This is a genomic window from Peribacillus sp. TH14, from assembly GCF_016651145.1.
GTDB lineage: Bacteria > Bacillota > Bacilli > Bacillales > DSM-1321 > Peribacillus > Peribacillus butanolivorans.
In genome coordinates, this window is sequence record NZ_JAEKEK010000001.1 from 3,434,278 (window position 1) to 3,461,087 (window position 26,810).

At 40.3% G+C, this 26,810-nt stretch carries 18 protein-coding genes and 1 other annotated feature; of the genes, 11 read left to right on the forward strand and 7 right to left on the reverse strand.

Annotated features, from left to right (window positions below):
* Nucleotides 1-126: 126 nt before the first annotated feature.
* From JFU50_RS16670 to murC, 3 genes are all read left to right on the forward strand, one after another.
* Nucleotides 127-1,314 (forward strand): amidohydrolase, encoded by a 1,188-nt coding sequence (locus JFU50_RS16670; protein ID WP_201186217.1) that lies wholly within the window; start codon nt 127-129, stop codon nt 1,312-1,314.
* A 409-nt stretch (nt 1,315-1,723) separates the two neighbouring features.
* Nucleotides 1,724-4,624, forward strand: coding sequence for a DNA translocase FtsK (locus JFU50_RS16675; protein ID WP_342366283.1), 2,901 nt, complete (start codon nt 1,724-1,726; stop codon nt 4,622-4,624).
* A 283-nt stretch (nt 4,625-4,907) separates the two neighbouring features.
* The gene (gene murC / locus JFU50_RS16680) at nt 4,908-6,212 is read left to right on the forward strand and encodes a UDP-N-acetylmuramate--L-alanine ligase (RefSeq protein WP_201187987.1); all 1,305 of its coding nucleotides are present in this window, start codon (nt 4,908-4,910) and stop codon (nt 6,210-6,212) included.
* A gap of 118 nt (nt 6,213-6,330) precedes the next feature.
* Here the strand turns inward: murC and JFU50_RS16685 are convergent, their stop codons facing one another.
* Nucleotides 6,331-7,443 (reverse strand): aminopeptidase, encoded by a 1,113-nt coding sequence (locus JFU50_RS16685; protein ID WP_201223373.1) that lies wholly within the window; start codon nt 7,441-7,443, stop codon nt 6,331-6,333.
* A 226-nt stretch (nt 7,444-7,669) separates the two neighbouring features.
* Here JFU50_RS16685 and JFU50_RS16690 point away from each other — a divergent pair, with 226 nt between their 5' ends.
* From JFU50_RS16690 to ytxJ, 3 genes are all read left to right on the forward strand, one after another.
* The gene (locus JFU50_RS16690; protein ID WP_053347327.1) at nt 7,670-8,179 is read left to right on the forward strand and encodes a DUF948 domain-containing protein; all 510 of its coding nucleotides are present in this window, start codon (nt 7,670-7,672) and stop codon (nt 8,177-8,179) included.
* A gap of 47 nt (nt 8,180-8,226) precedes the next feature.
* On the forward strand, nt 8,227-8,808 hold the full coding sequence (locus JFU50_RS16695) for a YtxH domain-containing protein (RefSeq protein WP_201186215.1): 582 nt from the start codon (nt 8,227-8,229) through the stop codon (nt 8,806-8,808).
* Between the two features lie 134 nt (nt 8,809-8,942).
* On the forward strand, nt 8,943-9,269 hold the full coding sequence (gene ytxJ / locus JFU50_RS16700) for a bacillithiol system redox-active protein YtxJ (RefSeq protein WP_201223375.1): 327 nt from the start codon (nt 8,943-8,945) through the stop codon (nt 9,267-9,269).
* A 56-nt stretch (nt 9,270-9,325) separates the two neighbouring features.
* Here ytxJ and JFU50_RS16705 read toward each other — a convergent pair whose 3' ends face one another.
* A complete protein-coding gene (locus JFU50_RS16705; RefSeq protein WP_201223377.1) occupies nt 9,326-11,467 on the reverse strand; it encodes a cell division protein FtsA in 2,142 nt (713 codons plus the stop codon).
* Nucleotides 11,468-11,708: 241 nt separating this feature from the next.
* On the opposite strand from JFU50_RS16705, the gene JFU50_RS16710 reads away from it, so the two are divergent.
* Nucleotides 11,709-12,785 carry a bifunctional 3-deoxy-7-phosphoheptulonate synthase/chorismate mutase gene (locus JFU50_RS16710; protein ID WP_053347323.1) on the forward strand — a complete coding sequence of 359 codons (1,077 nt, stop codon included), beginning with the start codon at nt 11,709-11,711 and terminating at the stop codon, nt 12,783-12,785.
* A gap of 380 nt (nt 12,786-13,165) precedes the next feature.
* Nucleotides 13,166-14,170 (forward strand): catabolite control protein A, encoded by a 1,005-nt coding sequence (ccpA, locus tag JFU50_RS16715; RefSeq protein WP_056529426.1) that lies wholly within the window; start codon nt 13,166-13,168, stop codon nt 14,168-14,170.
* Nucleotides 14,171-14,268: 98 nt separating this feature from the next.
* On the opposite strand, the gene JFU50_RS16720 is transcribed toward ccpA, so the two are convergent.
* Genes JFU50_RS16720 through JFU50_RS16730 form a run of 3 tightly spaced genes read right to left on the reverse strand, consistent with a single transcriptional unit; the run spans nt 14,269 to nt 16,753 of the window.
* The gene (locus tag JFU50_RS16720; protein ID WP_201223379.1) at nt 14,269-15,450 is read right to left on the reverse strand and encodes an acetoin utilization protein AcuC; all 1,182 of its coding nucleotides are present in this window, start codon (nt 15,448-15,450) and stop codon (nt 14,269-14,271) included.
* Nucleotides 15,443-16,093, reverse strand: a complete 651-nt coding sequence (locus JFU50_RS16725; protein WP_201186211.1) for an acetoin utilization AcuB family protein — start codon at nt 16,091-16,093, stop codon at nt 15,443-15,445. The genes JFU50_RS16720 and JFU50_RS16725 overlap by 8 nt, the downstream gene beginning before the upstream one ends.
* Before the next feature lie 27 nt (nt 16,094-16,120).
* Nucleotides 16,121-16,753 (reverse strand): GNAT family N-acetyltransferase, encoded by a 633-nt coding sequence (locus tag JFU50_RS16730; protein WP_201186210.1) that lies wholly within the window; start codon nt 16,751-16,753, stop codon nt 16,121-16,123.
* Between the two features lie 350 nt (nt 16,754-17,103).
* Here JFU50_RS16730 and acsA point away from each other — a divergent pair, with 350 nt between their 5' ends.
* Entirely contained in the window at nt 17,104-18,822 is a 1,719-nt protein-coding gene (acsA, locus tag JFU50_RS16735) for an acetate--CoA ligase (protein ID WP_201223381.1), read from the forward strand.
* 192 nt (nt 18,823-19,014) lie between these two features.
* On the opposite strand, the gene JFU50_RS16740 is transcribed toward acsA, so the two are convergent.
* On the reverse strand, nt 19,015-22,038 hold the full coding sequence (locus tag JFU50_RS16740) for a transglycosylase domain-containing protein (RefSeq protein ID WP_201223383.1): 3,024 nt from the start codon (nt 22,036-22,038) through the stop codon (nt 19,015-19,017).
* Nucleotides 22,039-22,184: 146 nt separating this feature from the next.
* Nucleotides 22,185-22,400: a binding site (T-box leader), on the forward strand.
* A 70-nt stretch (nt 22,401-22,470) separates the two neighbouring features.
* On the opposite strand from JFU50_RS16740, the gene tyrS reads away from it, so the two are divergent.
* Nucleotides 22,471-23,727 carry a tyrosine--tRNA ligase gene (tyrS, locus tag JFU50_RS16745; protein ID WP_201186208.1) on the forward strand — a complete coding sequence of 419 codons (1,257 nt, stop codon included), beginning with the start codon at nt 22,471-22,473 and terminating at the stop codon, nt 23,725-23,727.
* Nucleotides 23,728-23,833: 106 nt separating this feature from the next.
* Here the strand turns inward: tyrS and rpsD are convergent, their stop codons facing one another.
* Nucleotides 23,834-24,436, reverse strand: coding sequence for a 30S ribosomal protein S4 (rpsD, locus tag JFU50_RS16750; protein ID WP_053347316.1), 603 nt, complete (start codon nt 24,434-24,436; stop codon nt 23,834-23,836).
* 483 nt (nt 24,437-24,919) lie between these two features.
* Between rpsD and JFU50_RS16755 the strand changes: the two genes are divergently transcribed.
* Entirely contained in the window at nt 24,920-26,794 is a 1,875-nt protein-coding gene (locus JFU50_RS16755) for a sensor domain-containing diguanylate cyclase (RefSeq protein WP_201223385.1), read from the forward strand.
* Nucleotides 26,795-26,810 lie beyond the last annotated feature (16 nt).

The window sequence follows — 26,810 nt, forward strand, 5'->3', positions numbered from 1 at the left end:
TAAACTATTATAAGTCTTCTTTAAGAAAATTCGTTAACATTCCGATGTATGAACGAAAGGAACATTCCTTAATTAATATTCTTTTCACATAATTATCAAGCCGATATTTAAAGGGGGACAATAACTATGAAAAATCAATTAATGAACATGTTAGAAATGCGTAAAAATGAAATGATTCAAATTCGTCGTTATTTACACGAAAACCCGGAGCTTTCCTTTAAGGAAGAAAAAACAGCACAATATATCATTGATTTTTATAAGGGAAAAGATGTGGACATTCAAACGAATGTTGGGAATGGATTGGGAATCATCGTAACAATCGAAGGTGGGAAACCAGGAAAAACGATAGGTCTTCGTGCAGACTTTGATGCGCTGCCTATTTTAGAAGAAACCGAGGTTCCATTTAGGTCTAAAAATGAAGGTGTGATGCATGCTTGTGGACATGATGGACATACAGCTTATCTATTAGTCTTGGCAGATTGCCTCATTCAGCTTAAGTCTTCCCTTTCTGGTACCATTAAAATCATCCATCAACATGCTGAAGAAGTACCGCCAGGAGGTGCGAAAAGCATCGTGGAATCAGGGGTGCTAGATGATCTAGACGCTGTTTTTGGAACGCATTTGTTCCCATCACATCCAGCTGGAGAGGTGGGGTATCGCAGCGGCTATTCGATGGCTGGCAGGACATATTTCAAGTTAGGGATAAAAGGTGTAGGCGGCCATGGTTCTTCCCCACATTTGGCTAATGATGCTATTGTTGCAGGTTCCCATTTTGTAACAGCTGTTCAAACCGTAATCAGCCGGCGCTTGAACCCCTTTGATATGGGCGTTGTCACTATCGGTTCTTTCGATGGAAAAGGAAGCTTTAATGTCATAAAAGATCGGATAGAGATTGAAGGGGATGTACGCTATATGACAGAGGAGACCGAACAGCTGATAAACAATGAAATACACCGGATTGTTAAAGGGATAGAAACAGAATTTGATGTTCAGTGTGAGCTTTTATATATGCCGGATTATCCACCTTTATATAATGATCCTAAAATGACTGAATTTGTGAAAAATAGCCTTCAAAACATGAATGACCCAGATATTAAGCACGTCTTAGAATTCCCAATGTTCTCAGGATCAGAAGATTTTTCATATTATGCGGAAAAAACGCCTGGTTGTTTCTTTTACATAGGCTGTAAACCAAAAGGGGTAGAGAAGGTGTATTTCAATCACCATCCTAAATTCGATATCGATGAAGATGCGCTTCTGATTGCGGCCAAATCAGTGGCGCAAGTTGTATGTAGTTTTTATGAATTAGATTAGTCAACTGTAGCCCTACTTTTCTAAAATAGTTATATAACCCCCAAAACACCGTTCGGTTTAATCGAACGGTGTTTTGTAGAATCTTGCCGCTACATTAATAAAACTAGAAGAATTCACCAAGAATGATATGGTTTGTATTAAAACTTAATCTCTTTGTAAACATCATTTAACAGCGGTGTTTTATTTAAATAGTAGACTAAGGGCTAACGTTATTTTTTTATATAGAATAGGTTTATACTCTTTTCAGAAGGGGTTTAATAGGATAAGAGTTATGCGAAAATCGAAGGGTAAGTACAAATAAATAAAAAAAGCACATACAAATTCCTATTCAGCTTAAATTCTCTCGATATTTTATAAATAACTGGTAGAATAAGTTACATAACTACAGATAGTAGAAAGAGTGATAGGTTTGAAATGGCTAAATAAGATGAAGAAATGGTTCCAAGCAGAGGAAATTATTGAGATTGAAGAAATTATTATAGATGAACCACTAGATGAAGAAACATTAAAAAATATGGATTTTTCCAAGCATACAAACACAAGGAAAGAAGATATAAAAGAATACAATCAAACAGTGGAGAAGATGTCCCAGGTGAATGATCCGGATACAAAAATCCTGTTTCAATATCCGAAAGGGCAATTTAAGTTTCCTCTCATTCCTGACCAAGAGCAGCATAGAAGAAAGCCTAGGGAAAGAAAGAGGGAAGAGCGTGAACGTGAGCCTAAGCGTGAACGTGAGCCTAAGTCTAAACAGGAAAAAGTGACCAAAACTAGAAGCCCTGTGAGGGGACCTGAACCAAAGCATAGAAACGTCGATCGTGAATCAACAAACAAAATAGTTCCATCGAAAACTCCATTCCGTCCGACGGAAATCCCCTCACCTATATATGGGTTTCGTCGTCCAGAAAAAAAGATGGTCACTAATGAGCGAATTGTCGAGTATGAATTAGAAAGCAAGCTACCTGTTCTCAAAAAAGAAGAGCCAGAAGTTCCAGCGTATAGCTCTAACACCACAAAAGAAGTGGCCTATGAGGAATTAACAATTGAACCTTCTGTTCTTGTACCAGAACAAGTGGAAGAAAAAAGGGAAGAAGAGATGGAGATTCCCGCTTATTTCCGTAAAAACGCACCTGCAACACCCCTTGAGGAAGTAGCAAACGAGCCTTCTGAACCTATTTCTGAACAGGTGGAAGAAATAAAAGCCTTAGAGCAGGATCAGGGTGATTTTGGGCGGGAAGTGGCTGTTTCGATTATGGAACAGGTGGAAGCGACACCGACCAAAGCTTATGTAGCTCCAAAGGAAGAAGTTATACAACCAACACCGGAATATGTCGAGAAACCTGTCGAAAGTCAAGTGATTGATTTAGAAAGCGAACCAGCGGCGACTATTACGGAAGAACAGCCTAAACGCCCAAAAAAACATATTCCTTTTAATGTGATGATGCTTAAGCAGGATCGGGAAAAAACTCAATACCTAAATAAGATTATAGCGGAAAAAAAAAGCCCTGATTCAGAGAGGGGAGTAGTTTCTTTTGAAAAGAAACCTACAATAAATCCTGATGAAGCAGGGTCTGGACAAGCAGTACAATCCGGATCCATTCATGAATTGAAAACAGAGGCAGACCGAGTCGTGTTGGAAGAGAAGCCGGTTATGCCAGAACCTATAAGCTTCCGGGAAACGCAGTATGAATCCGTAGCGGTAGCCGAACCTGAGAATGCCGGTGAATCCAATATGGAATCAAGTGGGGTCTATGAATCGCCTTTCATGCCGGAAGTGAAAACCACTGAAAATGTTGAGCAAAAAGAACCGAATACAGAGGCTGCAACAGAAGTAGAAGGAAGAAGCATGAAGGATATCTCAGAAGCTCTGGTGTCTATAGAAGTGGACGACAATCCTTATTATGTGTTTCCGAAGATTGATTTGCTGACACCTCCTACTTACGCTGAGCATGATGATGAGTGGCTTGAGGAGCAGACATTTTTACTAGATGAGACACTGAAGAACTTTAATGTCCGGGCAAAAGTTGTCAATGTCACTCAAGGGCCAGCAGTGACTCGTTTCGAGGTGCATCCGGAACCGGGTGTGAAGGTGAATAAAGTAACAAACCTGATGGATGATATCAAATTAAGTCTAGCTGCTCAGGATATGCGGATGGAAGCGCCGATTCCGGGTAAGCATACAATTGGTATCGAGATTCCAAACAGGAAAAGTAAGCCGGTATTTTTGCGAGAGGTTTTGGAAAGTACTGAATTTCAAGAGCATGAATCACCGCTTGCTGTGGCACTTGGACTCGATATATCAGGTCAGCCGATTATCACTGATTTAAGAAAAATGCCACATGGCCTGATTGCCGGACAAACCGGATCAGGGAAAAGTGTCTGTATCAACACGATGCTGGTTAGCTTGCTGTATAAAGCGACGCCTCAGGAGTTGAAATTACTATTAATCGATCCGAAAATGGTCGAGCTTGCTCCATATAACCGGATTCCGCATTTGGTCAGTCCAGTCATTACTGATGTGAAGGCCGCTACAGCTGCCCTGAAATGGGCGGTAGAGGAAATGGAACGGCGTTATGAATTGTTTGTTCATGCCGGCGTCCGTGATATTAGCCGCTTTAATGACCAAGCAGAAAAAGCCGGACAATATTCAAGCAAGCTTCCTTATATTTTGGTGATTATTGATGAGCTGGCGGATTTAATGATGATGTCCCCAGCTGATGTCGAGGAAGCGATCTGTCGCATTGCTCAAAAGGCCCGTGCCTGTGGTATTCATTTAATTGTGGCCACACAGCGACCATCAGTCGATGTCATAACAGGATTAATCAAGGCAAATATTCCGACAAGAATCGCGTTCTCTGTTTCTTCCCAAGTCGACTCACGCACGATTATCGATAGCGGAGGGGCAGAAAAGCTGTTAGGAAAAGGGGATATGTTATTTGCTGAAAACGGCTCATCAAAAACGGTGCGTTTGCAAGGAACTTTTGTAAGTGACGAAGAAATTGATCAAGTCGTCAACCACGTGAAACTAGAGCAGCAGCCGAAGTATTTATTTGAGCAAGAAGATTTGTTAAATCGGGCACAGGTTACTGAAGATGCAGATGAGCTTTTCTTTGAGGCATGTGAATTTGTTGTGAGTCAGCAGGCTGCATCAGCATCAAGTGTCCAAAGACGCTTCCGTGTGGGTTACAACCGGGCAGCGCGTCTAATAGAAATGATGGAGCAGCAGGGGGTTGTTTCGGAATCAAGAGGCAGCAGACCCCGTGATGTTTTAATCACAGAGGAAGAACTTGAATTTTTGCATGTGAATTAAGAGAACCTATTAAAAGGAAATTGTATATAATGTTAAAGGTGAAAACGCGGTGTTATCACCTTTCATGACGGAATAGCCAATGATTTGATAATTTGGTATCTGCTTGACATGGATGAATGAATAAAAAAGTGATATAATAGTTTTTTGTTGATGAGTGATTGAAAATATAAGTATAAAAAACCTATGAAGAAATTGCATTTCTTCAAGTCTCGTAATGAAAAAACAAATAAAAGATGACGTCATATACTGTCATACAGGTAGACGATTGGTGGAGGTTCGCTTTATGACTGCTTACCATTTTGTGGGAATTAAAGGATCGGGTATGAGCGCTCTTGCTCAAATACTGCATGATATGAATATTGAAGTGCAGGGTTCCGACTATGAAAAAGAATTTTTTACACAATTAGCGTTAGAAAAAGCCGGGATAAAAATCCTTCCTTTCAATGAGGAAAATATACAACCAGGAATGACCATTATTGCAGGGAATGCGTTCCCGGACACCCATCCGGAAATCGTAAAGGCAATGGAACTGGGTTTGCCAATCATCCGTTATCACCGTTTCCTTGGTGATTTCATGAAAAACTATATTAGTGTGGCAGTTACGGGAGCGCATGGTAAAACATCGACAACCGGCTTACTGGCCCATGTTATGGGTGGCGTAAAACCAACATCCTTTTTGATTGGGGATGGAACGGGTAAAGGGATTGTGGATTCTAATTACTTCGTATTTGAAGCATGTGAATATCGCCGACATTTCCTTTCTTATTATCCGGATTATGCAATCATGACAAATATTGATTTCGATCATCCTGATTATTATGCCAATGTTGAAGACGTGTTTGAGGCATTCCAAACGATGGCTCTTCAAGTCAACAAAGGCATTATTGCGTGCGGAGATGATGAGCATTTACCACATATTCAGGCGAAAGTACCAGTTATTTTTTACGGATTCGCGGAAGGAAATGATTTTCAAGCGAAAAATGTTTTCGTCACTTCAGAAGGCACTACATTCGATGTGCATGTAAGAAACAATTATTATGATACTTTTACTATTCCGACTTACGGAAAGCATAATGTGTTGAATGCACTAGGTGTCATTGCTCTTTGTAAATATGAAAACTTGGATACGGAAGCTGTGAAAGCCCAATTGCGGACTTTTGGCGGAGTCAAACGCCGGTTCTCTGAGAAGGAAATCGGAAGTCAGATCATCATTGATGATTATGCGCATCATCCGACTGAAATCTCAGCAACTGTTGACTCAGCGCGTCAAAAATATCCAGAGCGTGAAGTTGTTGCGGTATTCCAGCCACATACTTTCTCAAGAACGCAAGCATTCCTGGATGAGTTTGCCGACAGCTTGAATTTAGCCGACAAAGTATACTTATGCGAAATTTTTGGATCTGCTCGTGAACACCAAGGAAAGTTGTCGATTGAAGATCTTCAAGAGAAAATACCGGGTGCCGAGCTGATAACGGAGAACACAACATCTATATTGCAAAATCATGAAAACAGTGTCGTACTATTTATGGGTGCAGGGGACATTCAAAAGTTCCAGGCGGCCTATGAGCAGTTACTACAGGTTAAATAAAAAAAATGGCCAATCCGTTAGCGGGTCGGCCATTTTTTTTAGTTTAGATCCATAGAAAAAAACCAGCCGCAAAATAGACTGCGGCTGGTTTTTTAAAATCCGGTACAACTTATAAATGTTATTTTAAATTTTCTGGATTTAATTTTTCCAGTTCAGGTAAGACAAAGCGTCCGTCCTTACGAATCAAGACATCATCAAAATAAATTTCTCCTCCGCCATACTCAGGGCGCTGGATATTGACTAGGTCCCAGTGAATGTTTGAATGGTTTCCGTTAAAGGCATCATCATAGCATTGTCCAGGGGTAAAATGAAAACTTCCATCAATTTTTTCATCAAAGAGGATATCTTGCATCGGGTGTAGAATATAAGGATTTACACCAATCGCAAATTCACCGACATATCGTGCGCCTTCATCTGTATCAAAAATTTTGTTGATGCGTTCAGTATCATTCGCAATTGCTTCAACAATTTTCCCATCCTTGAATGTTAACTTCACGTTTTCAAAAGTAAAACCCTGATAAGGGGACGGAGTATTATATGAAATCACACCATTGATTGAATCCTTCACAGGAGCCGTATATACTTCACCGTCAGGAATGTTTAGCTCACCTGCACATTTGATGGCTTTAATGTCTTTGATGGAGAAGGATAAGTCCGTTCCGGGACCTGTTAAGCGGACTTTATCTGTTTTATCCATCAATTCAACAAGGTTGTCCATTTCTTCGCTCATTTTGCCGTAGTCGAGGTTGCAGACTTCGAAATAGAAATCTTCGAATGCTTCTGTACTCATTTTGGCTAATTGAGCCATGGAATTTGTCGGGTAGCGAAGTACGACCCATTTTGTTTTTGGTACGCGGATATTTCTATGTACTTTCCCGACTGTTTGTCCCTGAATTGCCATTTTCTCTGCAGGGACATCGGACTGCTCATTGATATTATCCCCGGCACGAAGCCCGATATAAGCATCCATCTGGCTCATTACGTTTGCTTCAAACTCACCCATCATCTTGTATTGTTCTTCTTGAGCACCCATTAACAAGGCACGATCCACCTTGTGGTCTTTTAAAAGGACGAACGGGTAACCACCTGCTGCATAGGCTTCATTCACAAGGGCGTTAACAAGTTCACGCTGCAATCCAAAGTTTTCTATTAAGACTTTTTCACCTTTTTGAAGCTTCACGGAATAATTGATTAAGTTATTTGCTAATGTTTCAATTCTAGGATCTTTCATAAAAATACCTCCAATGTTTAAATTCGACTTATCTTTCTATCATACCCGATTTATTGCCATAAGTTCATCTATAGACTCCTATGGAGGAAATGGTTTTAGACAATAATATTTCCAGATTAGGGTTTGGTAGGGTATATTGAAAAAATAAAAACGTTTATAATAACAGGGAAGGGGTAACTAATAACTAACAGTTACTTAATAGTCGATTTTTTTCGGAGGTGTTCCAATGGAGATTATTTTATACGTAAGTGCTGCAATTGCAGCGATTGCTTTCTTAGTCCTTGTTATTTTTTTAACCAAGGTACTCACATCACTTCAAGCTACCTTGGACAGCGTGGCCCGGACGCTGACAGGACTTGAAAGCCAAATGCAGGGCATAACGCTCGAAACTACCCAGCTATTACATAAAACAAATACGTTGGCTGAAGACTTGCAACAAAAATCAGAAAATCTGAACACAGTAGTAGATGCTGTGAAGGATGTCGGCACATCCATCTCAAGCTTTAACACTTCCGTCCAAAAGGTTTCCCATAAGGTGCAGACGGAGATTGATAATAATCAAGAGCGAATCTCCCAAATTGTACAATGGAGTAATGTAGCCTTGGAAATTCGGGACAAATGGAAATCCAGAAATAAGCAGGCTGCCCCGACTCCAAATGAAAGAGCGGAGTTAGAACGGGAAGCACTAGAAACAGATAACTTACCTAAAAAAAGGTTTTTACGCTCTAGATCTTAAAATCTAGTTAAATAAAAATAAACTGAAAATTGAGAGGGGAATGTACTATGACTCAAAAAGAATTTCCGACAAAGGACTATCAGAAATCATATGAGGACGAATGCGACTCTATCAATTCAAAGGACTTTATGATTGGCGCCTTAATCGGTGGCATGATTGGAGCAGCAACAGCGCTGTTTATGGCTCCGAAAACAGGTAAGGAATTAAGAAGTGATTTAAATGAACAAGCTAGAAATCTTTCAGAGAAAACAGAAAAACTAAGACAAACGGCAATGGAAAAAGGTACAGCTCTGGCCGATACTGCCAAAGAAAAAACAAGCTCTGTCACTGAAATTGTTTCTAATAAATCATCTGGTATTGTTAATAAAGTGAAAAGTTTAAAAGTGGGTAAAGAAGAAAACGGTGATGCTGCCGATGATACTACAAATTCGAGCAATAAGGATATTGATGTAACTGGAACTTCAGATGCTCCAATCGTATCGGTCGAAACCAATTATACGAACGATAACAACACGGATTCAGAAAATGCTCCAGCCGATCCTACAAGCGGAAACAAGAATACGGCAAAATTAAAGCTTGATGAAGCGAAAAAAGCATTTGATGAAACAGAAAATAAATTAAAAAATTAAACTCAAATCTTCATTCATATATTACTGGTGAAGGCGCATAGAAGTTTGTCAAGAATCAGGCGATGAAGCGGTACGATAGCTTCATCGTCTTTTTGATGATAAACTATGCTAATAATGAAAGGAGACTTCAAAAAATGACAATAAATAAAATTGATTCAGAAGAACAATTCAATGAGCTTTTAAATAAGGAGACGTTCCTTCTTTTCAAGCATAGTTTAACATGCCCAGTCAGCGCTGAAGCATATGAACAATATGAAAAGTATATGGCAGCGAACGAGGAACTAAAAACGGCCTATTTAGCCGTTCAAGAAGCGCGTCCTCTATCCAATTATGTGGCAGATACATTTGATATTAAACATCAATCGCCACAGGTTATTCTTTTTAAAAATGGAAAACCAGCCTGGAATGAATCTCATTGGAGAATTACATACGATTCACTAACTAAAGCTATCTCTGAATAAGTTGAAAAGCCGGATCCCTTTGCTTGAGGGATCCGGCTTTTTTATTCCGCCTTCATTCATACAGTAGTTGGCCAAAGGATTTTTAAATGATCCCCGGGAGAAATTACTTCATGAAAGGTCGTTTCTTGATCGTTTTTGATAAGGGTAAAGCGTTTATCTCCTTGAGCGGGCAAGTCAATTTCGACATGGCGGAATACATCCTGAAAAATAAATGGTTCTAGTTTTTGTCGGACTAAGCTGATTGAATCTCCTGTATGAATGAAATCATTCTCTTCAAGAAGTTCGTTGTTCCGCCGAAACTCAGCTAGTTTCTTAGAGAGGATAACTTGATTACCCTCATAAAAAACAGGGATGGAGAAGGTGTGCTGAATATTAAGGGCGTCAGCAACATCCAGTAATGTTGGCTGGGTCCGTCTTGTGATTTCTATTTCATCTCCATCATCAAAAGAGTAGGCAAGTTTCGATTCTAAACCATTTTTAGTGATTCTTCCTGTTAAGGCCGGGAGCCGAATGGCTCTACCATTTAACTGAAAGGAAAAAGGTTCAAGACGAGTAAGGAGCTCAGGCTGTTGAACCGCCTTAATTAATTCCTGGATTGTTCCAGGCATTTCGCAGGTTATTTGATCATGGTCCTCAACAAGTTCATTGCCAGACGCCGCTTTTCCATTTCTGGTGATAGAGGCCCAAATCCTATGTTCTGTTCCATTAAGGGTAACTTTTTTACTGGAGTGGTCATCAAGCACATCGCTTATCCGTAAAATAGCGGGCTCACCGTCTTCACCTTTTTTGGTTATAATGACATCTTCATTTTTAACTTCATCATCTAAGGAGGCTTCTTTCCCATTTAAAGTAATAAGAGATTTCTTCCCGTGTCCTCCTGGAAGCGTAATCTGCTGCCCATTGATATGTACAATTTTAGCAATCCCAGGCTTTCCGTACAGTTTACTCATCCGGATACCGGCCGTGAGCAGGCAATCCCCCAGGCTTGTCCGTTTCATATCGAATAGACGGATGGGACGGTCGTCAACGGTTACGCTCATATACTGTATCGGGTTTTTATCGGCTGCAATGGCTATGCCAATTGGGGTAACCAATTCGGGACCTTTTTGAATCGTATCTGAAATCCCGAGGTTTTGGATGGCTTCTATACCACGAATAGCAACTCGGTTCTCAGGCAAATCTAATTTTTCAGCCAAAAGGCGGGGAAGCTCTGGTGTCTGACTTCCGCCACCAACAAGCATAACTGCTTTTGGCGGTTTTGCGTTATTCAGAGATAGAATTTCCGTACTGATTGACTCGGCCAAACGATCGAGTGAGGGATGAATATTATGGATGATATCTTCCCTGGAAACATCGTTGGCAAAACCGAGGATATCTGTAACTGTTATATGATCATGATTGATTAACTCTCTTTTTGCATTTTCGGCTAATGGGAAATCAAGAAGCAGGTAGTCACTGATTGCCTCGGTTATTTCATCACCGGCAATTGGCACCATCCCATAGGCAATGACGGTCCCTGAATCTGTCAGGGCAATATCTGATGTCCCGGCTCCAATATCTACTAAAGCGACGTTTAAGCGCCGCATGGATGACGGAATGAGTACATTGATAGCTGCTATAGGCTCAAGGGTGAGAGCCTGCATTTCCAAATCCGCTCTCTTTAAGGCTGACAGCAGTGATTCTACGACAACCTTCGGAAGAAAGGTAGCAATGATCTCAACAGATGCTTCATCACCGCTCTGGTCAATTAGACTACCTATTTCCTGTCCATCAAGCCGGTAGTATAAAACAGAATAACCAACGCAATAATACATGGAATGGGAAGTGGTTTGTTTGGCAACAACAGCCTGTGCTTCCTGGACGGCACTGAATTCAAGGTGAAGGATATCTTCACGTGTCAGCATCGGCTTGCCTCCAATATTGATCGCCATTTCCGCCCGTTCCGTTTTTAAGGCCCTTCCGGCAGCAGCCACGGAAACCTTCTTTAAGGAACCGTGTTTTTCTTCAAGTTGACTTTTGATATGAGTAATGACTTTGGATACGGCAAGGACATCATGAATTTGTCCATCGAGCATGGCTCTCTCAGAATGATCTTCAGATAAAATATCTATTATATTATAGCTTTCCTGCTTTTTTTCCAATATAATTCCTACAACGGATCGTGTTCCAATATCTAAAGCAAACAGTTTTTCGTACATGGTAAACACCTACTTTTATGTAATTATGACTTTAATGCTTAAAAGCGTTTAATTATTAAAGAAAAATGTAGTGACATTTAAAGATACTTCATTTATAATTGATTTAATTATACATGAAATATTATAAAATTTTTCATTGGATAAAATAATCGGGGCAAATGAGTGAAAATTCAAATAGATAATTTGGGCTTTTAATCGCTGAACCGGTTTTAATTTTAAAAAACGAAGGGATGGATTTGTAATGAGCAACAAAGAGCTTGATGGACTTCGTAATCAACTGGATGATGTGAACCTTCAGTTATTACATCTTATTAATCAACGTGCTGAACTTGTACAGGAAATTGGCCGCGTAAAAGAAAAACAAGGTGTAAACCGTTACGATCCGGTCCGTGAAAGAACAATGTTGGACCTTATCGAAGCTAATCATCAAGGACCTCTTGATCTTGGATCGATTAAACATATTTTCAAAGAAATCTTCAAATTAGGCTTGGAACTTCAAAAAGATGACCAGAAGAAAACGCTTCTTGTTTCTAGAAAACAAAAATCGGAAGATACAATCATCGACATTAAAGGCGAATTGATTGGGAACGGAATTCCAAGCTTTGTTTTCGGACCATGTGCCGTTGAATCTTATGAACAAACAGCTGCAGTAGCTGAAGTCATCAAAGCAAAAGGCTTGAAATTAATGCGCGGTGGTGCATATAAACCACGTACCTCTCCATACGATTTCCAAGGACTTGGTTTGGAAGGCTTACAAATTCTTAAGCGTGTAGCTGATGAATACGGCTTAGCTGTAATCAGTGAAATCGTAAGTGCAAACGACATCGAAGCTGCGGTTGAACATATTGATGTCATCCAAATCGGAGCACGTAACATGCAAAACTTTGACTTGTTAAAAGCTGCAGGTGCCGTAAATAAACCTGTTCTCTTAAAACGTGGACTTGCTGCAACAATAGAGGAGTTCATTCATGCAGCGGAATACATCATGTCACAAGGTAATGGTAACATCATCCTTTGTGAGCGCGGTATCCGTACTTACGAAAAAGCAACAAGAAATACACTTGATATCTCTGCTGTTCCGATTTTAAAACAAGAAACTCACTTACCGGTTATGGTTGACGTAACGCATTCTACTGGACGACGCGACCTATTGCTTCCAACAGCTAAAGCAGCTCTTGCTATCGGTGCGGATGGTGTCATGGCAGAAGTTCATCCTGATCCGTCTGTTGCTTTATCAGACTCTGCACAGCAAATGGACTTCAAACAATTTGATGAATTCTACGAAGAAATTAAACGTTTGAACTGGGTAACAGTATAAGCTAGAAGGTTTTTAAAATATGCACTTACGGCCCTTACCATCTTGGCAAGGGCTATTTTTAATGGTAAAATACTTGTTTTTGCAGAAAAAGTCTATAAAAAGGCACTATTGGATTGCAGGAAAGATTCTACTATCGTATGATAAATAACAAGAATGAGAACTGTTCGGAAGGTTGGGTCATACATAAAGTGATATCTATGTGAATTTTATACTTGTAGAGATTATGAATCATGGCTGAGAAGAAAGAGTAGGACTGCATTTTTGTTAGTCAGATTGTTCCTAAAATAATCTTCCTTATAGAAGAAAAACGTATAAAAGAATTTTTCTCAAATATTTCGAGTCTTTTATGGGAAAAATGAAAGAAATGGAGGAATGGATGAATGAATAATATAACCATTTATGATGTGGCACGCGAAGCGAATGTTTCTATGGCCACTGTGTCCCGCGTAGTAAACGGGAATCCAAATGTAAAGCCTGCAACAAGAAAGAAAGTTTCAGACGTGATTGATAGGTTAGGATACCGTCCTAATGCAGTGGCGAGGGGTCTTGCCAGCAAGAAAACAACAACAGTAGGGGTTATTATCCCAGATATCTCTAGTATCTTTTTTGCCGAGTTAGCACGAGGCATAGAAGATATTGCGACTATGTATAAATACAATATCATTCTAAGCAGTTCTGATGAGAATATAGATAAGGAATTTCATTTGTTGAATACGATGCTTGGAAAACAAGTAGATGGTATCGTATTCATGGGTGGAAATATTTCGGATGAACATGTGAGAGAGTTTAAAAATTCACCTGTTCCAATCGTATTGGCTGGTTCGGTAGAAGAAAGCGGACAAGTCCCATCCGTTAATATTGACTATGAAGCAGCTGCATTTGACGCAGTTACCTTCTTCGCCCAAAAGGGTCACGAGCATATTGCTTTTGTAACTGGAAACTTGTCCGCGCTAATTAATGAAAAGAAATTAGCTGGTTATAAACGAGGGTTGAAAGAAGCGGGGCTTTCATTCGATGAGAGTTATATTGTTGATGGCGATTATACATATGATTCAGGGATTGAGTCTTTTGATAAGTTTCTGGAAGCTGAAAAGAAACCGACGGCGTTCATTGTCGGCGCTGATGAAATGGCTCTAGGAATTGTCCATGCTGCTCAGGACAAAGGCTATAATGTACCGGAAGACTTTGAAGTGATCAGTTTTGATAACACCCGATTGACCTTAATGGTTCGCCCGCAAATTACGACGATTGTTCAGCCTTTATACGATATCGGAGCGGTTGCAATGAGGCTTCTGACAAAATTGATGAATAAAGAACAAGTGGAGGAGGGTCATGAAAAAGTGATCTTACCACATCGAATTGAAGAGCGGCAATCAACGAAATAAGCTGGTTAGAGAGTGTCCTTAGGGCACTCTCTTTTAGTTTTGAAAACTATATGAAGGGTCTTGACGAAAAAAAGATCGTTTTTCAACGACCTTTTTAGTCAGCTTTTATCATTACTTGTTGATGTTTGTTTGGAAGTTCGGATGGGATAAAGAGCCTTTTCGAGCGTTTGGGCATTCTTCTCGGTAATTTCTGGTTTCCTTGGAATCGGTTCGTATATGTCCTCCATATCATCCCACTCATTTGGGAGCGTCACAGGGGACTCAGGCTGCCATGTATTAAGCCATTCTTTCGATAGGGGGCCAGATATATCATTATTCGTCATCTCAAGCCAGACCCTCGACCAGGCACGCGGAACGACACGCCAGATATCATACCCTCCGCCGCCAACTGCAATCCAGCGGCCTTCACAATACTGATGGGCCAATTCGTGAGCCAATTTTGGTATTTCCCTGTAAATCTTCATTGTGGCAGATAGGTGGGTGAGTGGATCATAATAATGAGAATCGGCACCATTTTGTGTTAAGATGACATCCGGTTTGAAGAATTCAACCACTTCTTTAAAGGAAGCTGTGTAGCATTCGAGCCAGGAGTCATCTTCCGTGAACGCATCGACGGGAATATTGAATGAATAGCCGTAGCCCTTTCCTTGCCCTCGTTCGTTAATATTGCCAGTGCCGGGAAACAAATAACGTCCTGTTTCATGAATGGATAGGGTGCAGACTTCTGGGTCATCATAAAACGACCATTGTACGCCGTCACCATGATGGGCATCCGTATCGACATATAAGACACGTGCGCCATATTTTTTTTGTAAGTATTTAATCGCGACCGAACTATCATTATAAATACAAAAGCCCGAAGCTTTGCCGCGAAAACCATGATGCAGCCCCCCACCAAGATTCAGGGCATGCAGAGACTGACCGGTCATAACCGCATCCACGGCCGTTAAGGTTCCACCTACTAGTAAGGCACTTGCTTCATGCATATTAGGAAAAATTGGAGTATCTTCTGTTCCTAATCCATAATTTACGGCTTTTTCAAGAGGAAGTTTTCCCTCGCCCGCCAATCTGACAGCGTTTACATAATGGTGGTCGTGAATCAGTTCTAATTCTTCATCGGTAGCAAGTCTAGGTTTTATAATTTGATCATCACTAATGGCATGGTGTTTTTTTAACAAATCTAGCGTGAGCTTAAGCCGCTTTTGATTAAAAGGATGCTCGTCGCTGAATTTATAGGTAAGGAGTTCATCGGAATAGACAAACAGTGATTTATCAGTCATGAGAAATCCCCGGTAGACTAGGCCATAAAACGGTATAGCCTTCTTTCTTTAAATCCTCCACCACCATAAATGGATTCATTGTCTGTACACGGATTACAAGAATCTTATAATCAATTTCAGTTTTTTCCGGATAAACAAGAGTACTCAGGATATTCAAATTGCGCTTTTTGAAAATGAGGGCAATATCGTAAAGCGCCCCTGCTTTATTCGGAATTTTAATTTCAATTTGGGAACCGGGCTGATTAACCCCTGTTAATTCAACGTAAGAATGAAGCAAATCAGAACCGGTTATAATGCCTACTAACTTTTTTTCTTTCACGATTGGCAAGCAGCTGATATTGTTTTCACAAAATACAGCCCCGATTTCTTCAACAAAATCTAGCGGATGCCCTGTGATTATATCTGTTTTCATGATGCTGGCTAGTGGTTTTTGTAAATCATTTTTGTATTCTGAGGTGCGGAAAATCGAAGGAGCAGCATCCCGTATATCACGGTCACTGACTAATCCCACAAGTTGAAAGTTGTCATCGACAATGGGAATATGGCGAATTCGTTTTTCCTTAATGATTAAGACAGCGTTATGGATTGTATCTGTTGGAGTGAGAGAAATAATATCTTCATTCATTATTTTTTCAACAATCATATTTGTTCCTCCTCTTTACTCACCTTTTTAATACATAAATCGATTCATAAAACGTAGTTGGTCAAACTTCTGGATAGATTCAGGCGGCACTCTTTTTCCAATACGCGCCATCAGGCAGTTGGCTGGATGGGAACTGATTTCCGGGTCATCTGTTGCAAAGTAGACCAAGTCGCCGGCACTCATCATTTTTTCCATGATTTTGCGATAGTCCCAAATATTCAATCCTGTCCCTTTCAAATCCCAATGCCAATAGTATTCAGTTGTGATGATGATAAAGTCTTCTACCGAATCGTCTTCCATGGAGAGACGGATTAAGTTCTTCCCGACGGAGGCACCCCGATATTTAGGGATGACCTCGATTGCACCAAGCTCAATCAGGTCATCCATCTTGATTTCTGACCAGCGTTCCAAGGGGTCGGGATATAAATAAGTTACATAACCAACGATGGTCTGATTTTCACGCGCTATAAAGATTCTGCCCTCAGGCAAGTCTGCGATCTCGATTAACGCTTTATGCTGCAGAGCAGGTGGGCGAAAGGCGACTAAGTCTTCGTGAAACTCATAGGATGCCATTTTTTGTCCATTAAGCGGGCCTTCAATGATAAGTGTGCCGCTTAATGTCTGCAATTCCTTAGCGTAATAGGTCTTACTATATTCCATTCTTTCACCAACCTTGTAAAATAGTTATCTTTTATACTTATATCCCAAAGTATAAGATTCATTATGCTTGAAAACTAACCAAATGGAAAGTTTACATAAATTATACATAAAAAACAAGTGAGATAATTCTGAAAGTTCGAGACATATTTGAATCTTTTGTTACAACATGGCTTTATGTTCCGGATATCAATTCGTAATCACCCTTTAGCAATATTCGCCTTAAGTTTTCAAAATTTATAGCGAATGAATTTACCCTAATATGGAAAAAATAAGTATTTTAAAAATTGAGAAAATTAGATTTTTATACTATAATACAAAATATAAAGCTGAAAAAAGGGGGAGTATGTCGTATGAATGTGAAAGCGCCGCCAGTAGTTGAGGGTAATTTTAATTTAAAGAATTACGATGAAAAATACAAGACGTTTGACTGGTCTGAAGCGGAAAAGGAATTCTCCTGGTCTGAAACAGGTAAAGTGAATCTCGCATATGAAGCCATTGACCGCCATGTTGAAACATACAGAAAAAACAAGGTCGCCCTTTATTACAAAGATGAAAAAAGAAATGAAAAGTACACATTTAAGGAAATGAAAGATTATTCAAACCAAGCGGCCAATGTGTTCAAGAACATTGCCAAGGTGGAAAAGGGTGATCGTGTTTTCATTTTCATGCCTCGCTCCCCGGAACTTTATTTTGCATTACTAGGTGCCATTAAAACTGGAGCAGTAGTCGGTCCGTTGTTCGAAGCTTTCATGGAGGGCGCCGTAAGAGATCGTCTGGAAGATAGCGAGGCAAGTGTGATAGTAACGACTCCTGAGCTTTTGCCTCGTGTCCCGGTGGATGAATTGCCCCATTTGAAGCATATTTTTTTAGTGGGGGAAAATATCAAAGAAGAAGGAAAATATTATCACTTTAATAAAAAACTAAAAGAAGCGGACAAAAAATTTGAGATTGAATGGGTGGACCGCGCTGATGGACTGATTCTTCACTATACATCCGGTTCGACAGGGAAGCCCAAAGGTGTGCTCCACGTACATAATGCGATGGTTCAGCATTATCAAACGGCAAAATGGGTCCTTGATTTACAGGAAGAAGATGTGTATTGGTGCACAGCGGATCCTGGATGGGTGACAGGGACGTCTTACGGTATCTTTGGTCCATGGCTGACAGGTACATCGAATGTCATCGTAGGTGGTCGATTTAAGCCTGAATCTTGGTACAAAACTCTGCAAGACTTTGGTGTTACGGTCTGGTATAGTGCACCGACTGCGTTCAGGATGCTGATGGGTGCAGGAGACGAAATCGTTAAACAATTCGATTTAAGTTCTCTCCGCCATGTCTTAAGTGTCGGTGAACCGTTGAATCCGGAAGTGGTCCGCTGGGGGATGAAAGTATTCAATCACCGCATCCATGACACATGGTGGATGACGGAAACAGGTGCTCAACTCATCTGTAATTATCCTTGCCTGGAAATCAAACCGGGTTCGATGGGGAAACCGATCCCGGGTGTGGAAGCGGCAATAGTGGATAATCAAGGTAAAGAGCTTCCTCCGCACAGAATGGGGAACCTTGCTATTAAAAAAGGCTGGCCTTCAATGATGAAGACTGTCTGGAATAATGAGTCAAAATATGAATCTTACTTTATGCCAGGCGATTGGTATGTTTCTGGGGATTCCGCTTATATGGATGAAGAAGGATATTTCTGGTTCCAAGGCCGCGTAGATGATGTCATCATGACAGCCGGGGAAAGAGTAGGTCCTTTCGAAGTGGAAAGCAAGTTGGTTGAGCATCCAGCCGTTGCTGAAGCAGGGGTTATCGGGAAGCCAGATCCAGTCCGGGGCGAAATTATTAAAGCGTTTATTGCCCTTCGTGACGGATACGAAGCCAACGATGAATTAATTGAAGAAATTCGTCAATTTGTTAAGCTAGGTCTCGCAGCACATGCCGCACCACGTGAAATTGAATTCCGAGATAAACTTCCGAAAACACGAAGCGGTAAAATCATGCGCCGGGTCTTGAAAGCTTGGGAACTTGATCTTCCAACTGGTGATTTATCATCAATGGAAGATTAAAAAGCCGAGTTATCTGGAATCAAGAATAGTAGAAAAAAGGCATCCATGTTCATTGGCATGGATGCCTTTTGTGTTTAAAGTTTAAGGGTCCTATGCTAATCAAGTTAAATAGCATAGGAAATAATAAATCTATAAAAAAACAGGCTGTCGGGTCGTTTCCCCGCAGCCTGCTAAGTTACTTCAAGAAGCGTGTTATTCTTCTTCCTCTTCTTCAGCTTTATCTGTGTCTTTGTTTTGGTCTGTATTTTGGTCTTTATTTTGGTCTGTTTCTTTGTCTATATTTGTATCTTTTCCTGTATCTTCTTTATCTGTGTTGTTTGTATCTTTGTCTTTTTCTGCAGTAACGTTCTCTTCTTTTGAGTCTGGTTTTTTCTCTTCGGTATCTGTTTTTTCATTTGCGATATTATCTTTATTCTTAGTGGAATCCTTTGATTTGTTGTCTTTATCTTTATCTTTATCTTCCGCTTTTGCACTTGTCTTTTTAGCGCCAATTTCAACGTGTTGCGAAGGTGCTGATTCTTTGCCGACTATGTCTACAGCTGTTACGTAATAAGATCCACCTGATCCGGCAGTGTAAACAAGATTACCCCCAGAATTAATGCTCGCCACTTTTCTACCATTTTTGTAGACGCGATAGCCGACGACATCTCCTTCAGGGTGAAGCCCCCATGAAATCTTATTGTTACTTACAGTGATAGAAAGGGCATTAGGCGCTTTTCCATTATCATTAAGTGTCGCTTTCGTCCCGACGACATTGCCCCATTTTTCTCCTCCGGGAATTAAGGATCCGGGATCATCCACATATTTCAATCCGATATCTTCAAAGGACGCAGGATTCAGCATGAACCCACCGCTTGTGAATTCGCTCGGTGTTTGTGGAAGAGCCGCGTATCGTTTGCTGCCGACTGATACATATTGTCCATCTATGAAACTATTATCTGCTCTAGATGGGGCATATTTGGCGATGAATAAATCAGACTTGACAAGTCCAGCCTTTTGACATGAACTTGAAGGCAGAAGGCCTGAAACGCCACAGAAGGAACGACTGACAATTCCGCCGGGCATCTCAAACCGCTTATCAGGGTCGACGAGTTTTGAATCGACTTTGTATGCGGCATTTATCAAATCTGCCCAATAATAGATATTACGTTTATTATATTCAAGACCATTATAGGTCCCTTTTAAAGACTTCGGTGTGTCATAACCCATCCATGTACCGAACGTTACATTTGGATTAGTGGCGACAAACCAAGCATCCCAATAGTTTTGTCCAGTCCCGGTTTTACCTGCCCAGTCACTGGAGAAAGCAAGTCGGTTCCTGACCGAAGCTGCAGTACCGCTGTTTACGACATCCCGCATCATATCAAGCGTTAAATAAGCAGTTTGCGGTGAAAATACTTTTACTGGTTTTGCTTTGTGTTCATAGATGACCTCATCATCTTTTGATACGATTTTGTCAATCATATAAGCATCAACGAATTCCCCTGAATTGGCAAATGTGCCAAACGCATTGACATTTTCTTCAACGGTTACACCTTTGTCCAAGGCACCTAATGACATGGCACGATTTGAGTAATCCCCTTTTGTTAAAGATGTAAAGCCCATTTTTTCCAAATAGGAAACCGGATTTTGGTTGATGATTTTCATGTAAAATAGGGCAGCTGGAATATTATACGAATTCTTTAACGCTTCCCGAGCTGTCGTTAAGCCGGTGAGGCTTCCGCCGCCATAGTTTCCCGGCCGCCACGGCGTATTGCCTGGAATGGTAATTGGTACGTTGGCTGTTACACTCCCAGGTGAAATCTTTCCTAGCTCAATGCCTGGACCGTATACCAATAGCGGTTTCATCGTTGAACCATTTGACCGTAGTGATGATGTTGCATGGTTTGTTTGTTCCCGTTTAAAGTCACGTCCACCGACAAAACTGATGATTTTCCCTGTTTTATTTTCAATAAGGATAGCTCCCGCCTCAACGGGCTCTTTTACAGTTTTCATTTCTTTCGTATCCGGATCGATGACCTGTTCGGTTTTATCATATCCGAAATTTGGATAGTTTTTAGTTACTTCTTGCATTCGGTCATAGATCTTTTTATTGATTGTCGTATAAATTTTATAGCCGTTTTGACGCAGTTTACGATCAGCTAGTGCTAAATATTGCTTTTTTAAATCATCGTTCTCTAAATCTTTTTCTTCATATCCATCTTCTTTTGCTAAGCTAAGTGACAAAATTTCAATGGAACGTTTTTCTATTTCATAGGTGAGCCATGGATATTTCTCAGAGGGCAACGCCTTTTTACCGATAAAGTCTTTTGTTATGTCGTATGCGATTGCTTTATCATATTGTTCTTTTGTTATGTATTCATTGCTATACATTCGTTTTAATACGGTTTTCATCCGGTTAATTCCGGGCTCTAGATTATCTTTAAGCTTCCCTTGCTGGGTATATGGAGTATACCCAAAAGGACTTTGCGGTAATCCTGCAATAAAGGCAGATTGGGGTAAAGATAGATCTTTAGCTTCCACTCCGAAAATACCTTCGGCAGCCGACTGGACACCAGCAATATTCTGTCCGGAAGAGTTTCGTCCCAAAGTGGAGACGTTTAGGTAGGTTTCTAAAATCTCTTCTTTTTCAAAGAACTTCTCGACCCGGAGCGCAAGTAAAATTTCTTTTGCTTTCCGTTCAAATGATACTTCGTTCGTTAAGACTTGGTTTTTTATGAGCTGTTGTGTTAAAGTACTTCCACCTGATTGAACGGATGCATTCGTAAATTCCTGATAAACTGCACGCAGGATAGCCTTCGGAACAACTCCGTTATGTTCATAAAAATACTCATCTTCTGTAGCGATGACTGCATTTTTAAGATGGTCGGAAACTTTATCGATGGACACTTCTTCACGATCAAGGTCACTCTTGAGCTTGCCCAAGTATACTTTATCCGCAAAGTATACCTCAGAGGTCTCTTCATAATTGTAAATGTCCTTTTTTAAATCATCCTTTGAGCGTACCGGCTCATTATTGACGAGGGCAGCGAAATAGCCGGCTCCAACGCCGCCGGCGAATGAGAATCCTAGAACCCCAACAATAATGAGGATCAACGTTAGGTTCCAAATGACTTGGTATGTAACCCTTGCATTTTTTTGTGTTTTTTCATTTTGAAAAAAACGGGTTAGCTGTTTCCATGCTGTTTGAAATCTATCTTTTTGATTATTATTCATGTATCATACCCCCTGAAATCACATATATTATAGCATATAACACGGAAGGGAAAGGCGAACTTTCATATTTTTCTAGAATCTGTAAGGGTGATGTTGACAATGAATGTTATGTATGATAAAAACTTATTAACAATAAAATTTATTAAAAAAGCGCGATGATAGGACCCAGTAGTCAAACTATCCCTGTTTTAGAGAGCCGGTGGTCAGTGGAAATCGGTACATATAGTGAGATGAATTACTTCCTTGAGCATTTGCTGTGAATGATTAGTAGCAGGAAACGGTTGACGACCGTTATTCGTCTCGAGCGGAGGACGCTTTATGTCCTCAAGTTGGGTGGTACCGCGAATTTATTCGTCCCTTCATATTTATATGAAGGGGCGTTTTTGTATGCTTTTTGCGGGATATTTTCGGATTTGAAGGAGGAATTATAAAATGGAATTGCTAAAGGAACTCGAGTGGAGAGGGATTATTTATCAACAAACGGATGAAGAGGGTTTTAAGGACCTTTTAGAAAAAGAAAAAATTTCTTTATACTGTGGGGTAGATCCAACCGCGGATAGTATGCACATCGGACATCTATTGCCATTCTTAACAATGCGCCGTTTCCAACAGCACGGTCATCGTCCCCTTGTACTTGTAGGAGGGGCTACTGGACTTATCGGTGATCCAAGCGGTAAAAAAGAAGAACGCCAGCTGCAAACGTTGGAAAAAGTGCTTTATAATGCCGACTGTATTAAAGGGCAGCTATCCCATATCTTTGACTTCGAAGGTGAAAATGGCGCAGTTATGGTCAATAACTATGACTGGATAGGTAAAATCGACATGGTTACGTTCTTGCGTGATTACGGGAAATACATCGGCATTAACTACATGTTGGCAAAAGACACGGTTGCTTCCCGTTTGGAAACAGGGATTTCTTTTACGGAATTCGCGTATACAATTTTACAAGGGATCGACTTTGGTCATTTATACGATAATCATGACTGTAAGTTGCAAATTGGCGGGAGTGATCAGTGGGGCAATATTACGACTGGTCTTGAAATGATTCGTAAATCGCATGACGAGGAAGCAAAAGCGTTCGGCATGACGATTCCGCTCGTGACGAAAGCGGACGGAACGAAATTCGGTAAAACGGAAGGCGGAGCAATCTGGCTTGATCCGGAAAAAACGACTCCTTATGAATTTTACCAATTCTGGATTAATACAGCGGATGCTGATGTCGTGAAATACTTGAAATTCTTCACATTCCTATCACGTGAAGTAATTGAAGAGTTAGAGCAATCCGTGCAGACTGAACCGCATTTACGTAAAGCTCAAAAAGCTTTAGGGGAAGAAATGACACGTTTGATTCACGGGCAGGAAGCTCTTGACCAAGCAATCAAAATCTCTGCAGCTCTATTCAGCGGTGAGGTGAAAAATTTAAGTGCGGCCGAAATTAAATTGGGCTTTAAAGATGTTCCTACCTTTGAACGTGAAAGTAAGGAAGATATCAGCTTAGTTGATTTAATTGTTGAAGCGAAGATTTCTCCATCGAAGCGACAAGCTCGTGAAGATATTCAGAATGGTGCAATCTCCATCAATGGCGAGAAAGTGACTGATCTGCAATATGTCGTGGCTGAAGAGGTTAAGATTGAAGGAGAGTTCATCCTTGTTCGTCGCGGTAAGAAGAAATATACATTAGTGAAATGAGAAAACAAGGCCCGGCTGAATCTCAGCCGGGCCTTGTTTTGTCTGGAAGTTGAGTTCTGTGCACAAAAAAAAACCCCATCCAAGGATGAGGTTTTTTTTGAAGTTATTAACGAGAGTAGAACTCAACGATAAGAGCTTCGTTAATTTCAGCAGGCAATTCAGAACGTTCTGGTAAACGAGTGAAAGTACCTTCTAATTTCTCAGCATCAAAAGTAAGGAAGTCAGGTACGAAGTTAGTTGCTTCAACTGATTCTTTAATGATTGAGAAGTTACGTGATTTTTCACGAACTGAGATTGTTTGTCCAAGAGACACTTTGTAAGAAGGGATGTCTACGCGACTTCCGTCTACAGTGATGTGACCGTGGTTAACAAGTTGACGTGCTTGACGACGTGTACGAGCTAAACCAAGACGGTAAACTAGGTTGTCAAGACGTGATTCAAGAAGAACCATGAAGTTTTCACCATGAACACCTTTAAGTTTGCCAGCGCGGTCGAACATTGTGCGGAATTGACGTTCAGTGATTCCGTACATGTGACGAAGTTTTTGTTTCTCTTGTAGTTGAATTCCATATTCAGAAATTTTTCTACGTTGGTTAGGACCATGTTGTCCTGGAGCATAAGGGCGTTTTTCTAATTCTTTACCAGTACCTGTTAGGGAAATTCCTAAACGACGGGATAGTTTCCAGCTTGGGCCAGTATAACGAGCCATAGGATGACTCCTCCTTTAAATGTTTTTATTTTGGTAAAATAAAAACCGTGTGAATAAACGGTTATGACCATTTTGTTTTCATGTACCTTCGCCCTAGCAGCAGAGAGTTACGAGATACACCTCTGTATGGAGGAACAAAATGAGAACATAAAAGCTGTCACATAGGCTGCAATATTTTACACAAGGAGTATTGTATAATATTCTGCTCAATGAGTCAAGGACAGTTAGCTTTTCATTAAAAGGGAGTTTAAAGATAATTCAAGGGATAAAATTACAATTACATAAAAAAGTACTATTTTTGGGAGAGTTTTTCCGATGAAAGCGTTATAATAAGTAAAAAGTATGAATTTCAATAAATAGTTTCCTGGGAACTATTACCATAAGTTTCGATAAATCTAGTTTTTTGCTTCGTTTTAAAGTGGAAGTATTATGAAACCTTAAAAGGTTCTTTAAAAAATAGGCTGTAATATAGGGATGATAGAGATGAAGATTAAAACAGCTCGGTTGATTAATGAATTAAGAGTACTTTTCTTTAAACACATACAGAATATGCAAGGTGAACTCCATTACGAAACATTCTTGGAGACTTTTTTATTTGAGACGAAAGACCTGCTAGGTATGGAAGAGGTAATGTTCTTTAAATTTGATGAGTGGAAACAGCAATTTTATAAAGAAACCTCTACCGGATGTTTTCACGATTATAACATGCAGGTTCCTGTACAAGAGTATATAGAAATGATCTTGAAAGAACGGAAAGATGATAGAGATGTAACAGTAAGTATGCAGCAGGAAGTAAAGGATTTCCAGACTGTTATACCACTTTGGGATAATGGTAAGATCATTGGATTAACGGCCTTCAAAGAACGGAAAAATGGCTCTCTTACAAGCCTTACTCCGGAAGAAGGGGCTGCTTTTTCTAAAGAATTCACCACAATCTTGAAAGCTGCGTTATCAATTTCTAAGATATCAGATGAGGAAAGACGATATAAACAACTCTTCAAGGTCACAGAAAAATTTCATTCTTCAATGAACATGGACGCGGTCTTAGGGGAAATTATCTCGACGTTGCACACTGTTTACCCAACCTTTGATTATTACCTGCTGCTCTCCCATGATAATGACAGCCATGAAAACCTGCCAATCAAGGACCTCGAATATGATAGTGAGAATGTGGCTGCACTAAAGGCTTATGTAAACGGTAGCATACAATTTGAGGATCACTCATCTGAAAATCACTCTATTTTATATGCTCCTTTAAAAGGTAAACAAGGGGTCTATGGCGTTCTTCAGGTTATTGCGCCTAATACACTCGTGTTCCCTGAAAATGAAATTGAGTTTATTTCATTGTTGGCTAATACTGCTGGAAGTGCCTTGGAGAATGCTCGACTGTATCAACAATCAAAACGACTTGTTTCAGATTTACAGCTTATAAATGAGACATCACAGCATTTAAATTCCAATCTGCGCTTGAGTGAAACCATGGAATATATGAAGCAGCAAATTATAAAGTCCTTTCATGCTGATCAGACAGGATTTATTCTGCTCCATCCTGGTGACAAAGTGAGTTTATTGACAGGAAGCTCTGAGTTTTTTGATTCAGAGGAGGCGAGTATGTATATATCTTTCCTGAAAGGTAAGATTGATGTTGATAAGGAATCACTGTTTATCGGGGATTTAAGTGTTCATTGTCCCAATGAAAATGTGAAATATCATTCCCTAATGGCAGTTCCTATGATGGAAAGTAATGATGTTAAGGGATTCGCTGTTATTTTGCATAAGGAAGCCTATTTCTTCTCATTTGAAATGTTTAAGTTGTTACAGTCACTTATCCACCACTCAAGTTTGGCGATGGCCAATTCCATGCTTCGTGAAGAACTTGAAAAACTGGTCATTACCGATCATTTAACCCGACTGTATTCAAGGAGTTATCTCGATGATAAAATGTCCGAATCCATGGAAGAGGATGAAGAGGGCACTTTCATTATGATTGATCTTGACAACTTCAAGAGGGTTAATGATACATATGGTCATCAGGTTGGAGATGATATTCTGATCCAGGTCGCTGATCTCATTCAACATAATATTCGTGATACGGATATCGGGGCCAGGTGGGGCGGAGAAGAGCTAGCTATTTACCTTCCACGTGTTCCTTTAGAGTCAGGTGTTCGCATTGCCGAACGAGTAAAGGATAAGGTCTGGGAGAAATCCAATCCTAGAGTGACGATTTCCTGCGGCGTGTCCTGTTGGTCAAAAGAACATTTAGATAACATGAAAGAGGTAGTTAAAAGGGCAGATGAGGCGTTATATATTGCGAAGAATTCAGGGAAAAACAAAGTTCATGTACATGGATTTCTGTAACAATAAAAGGGAGCGG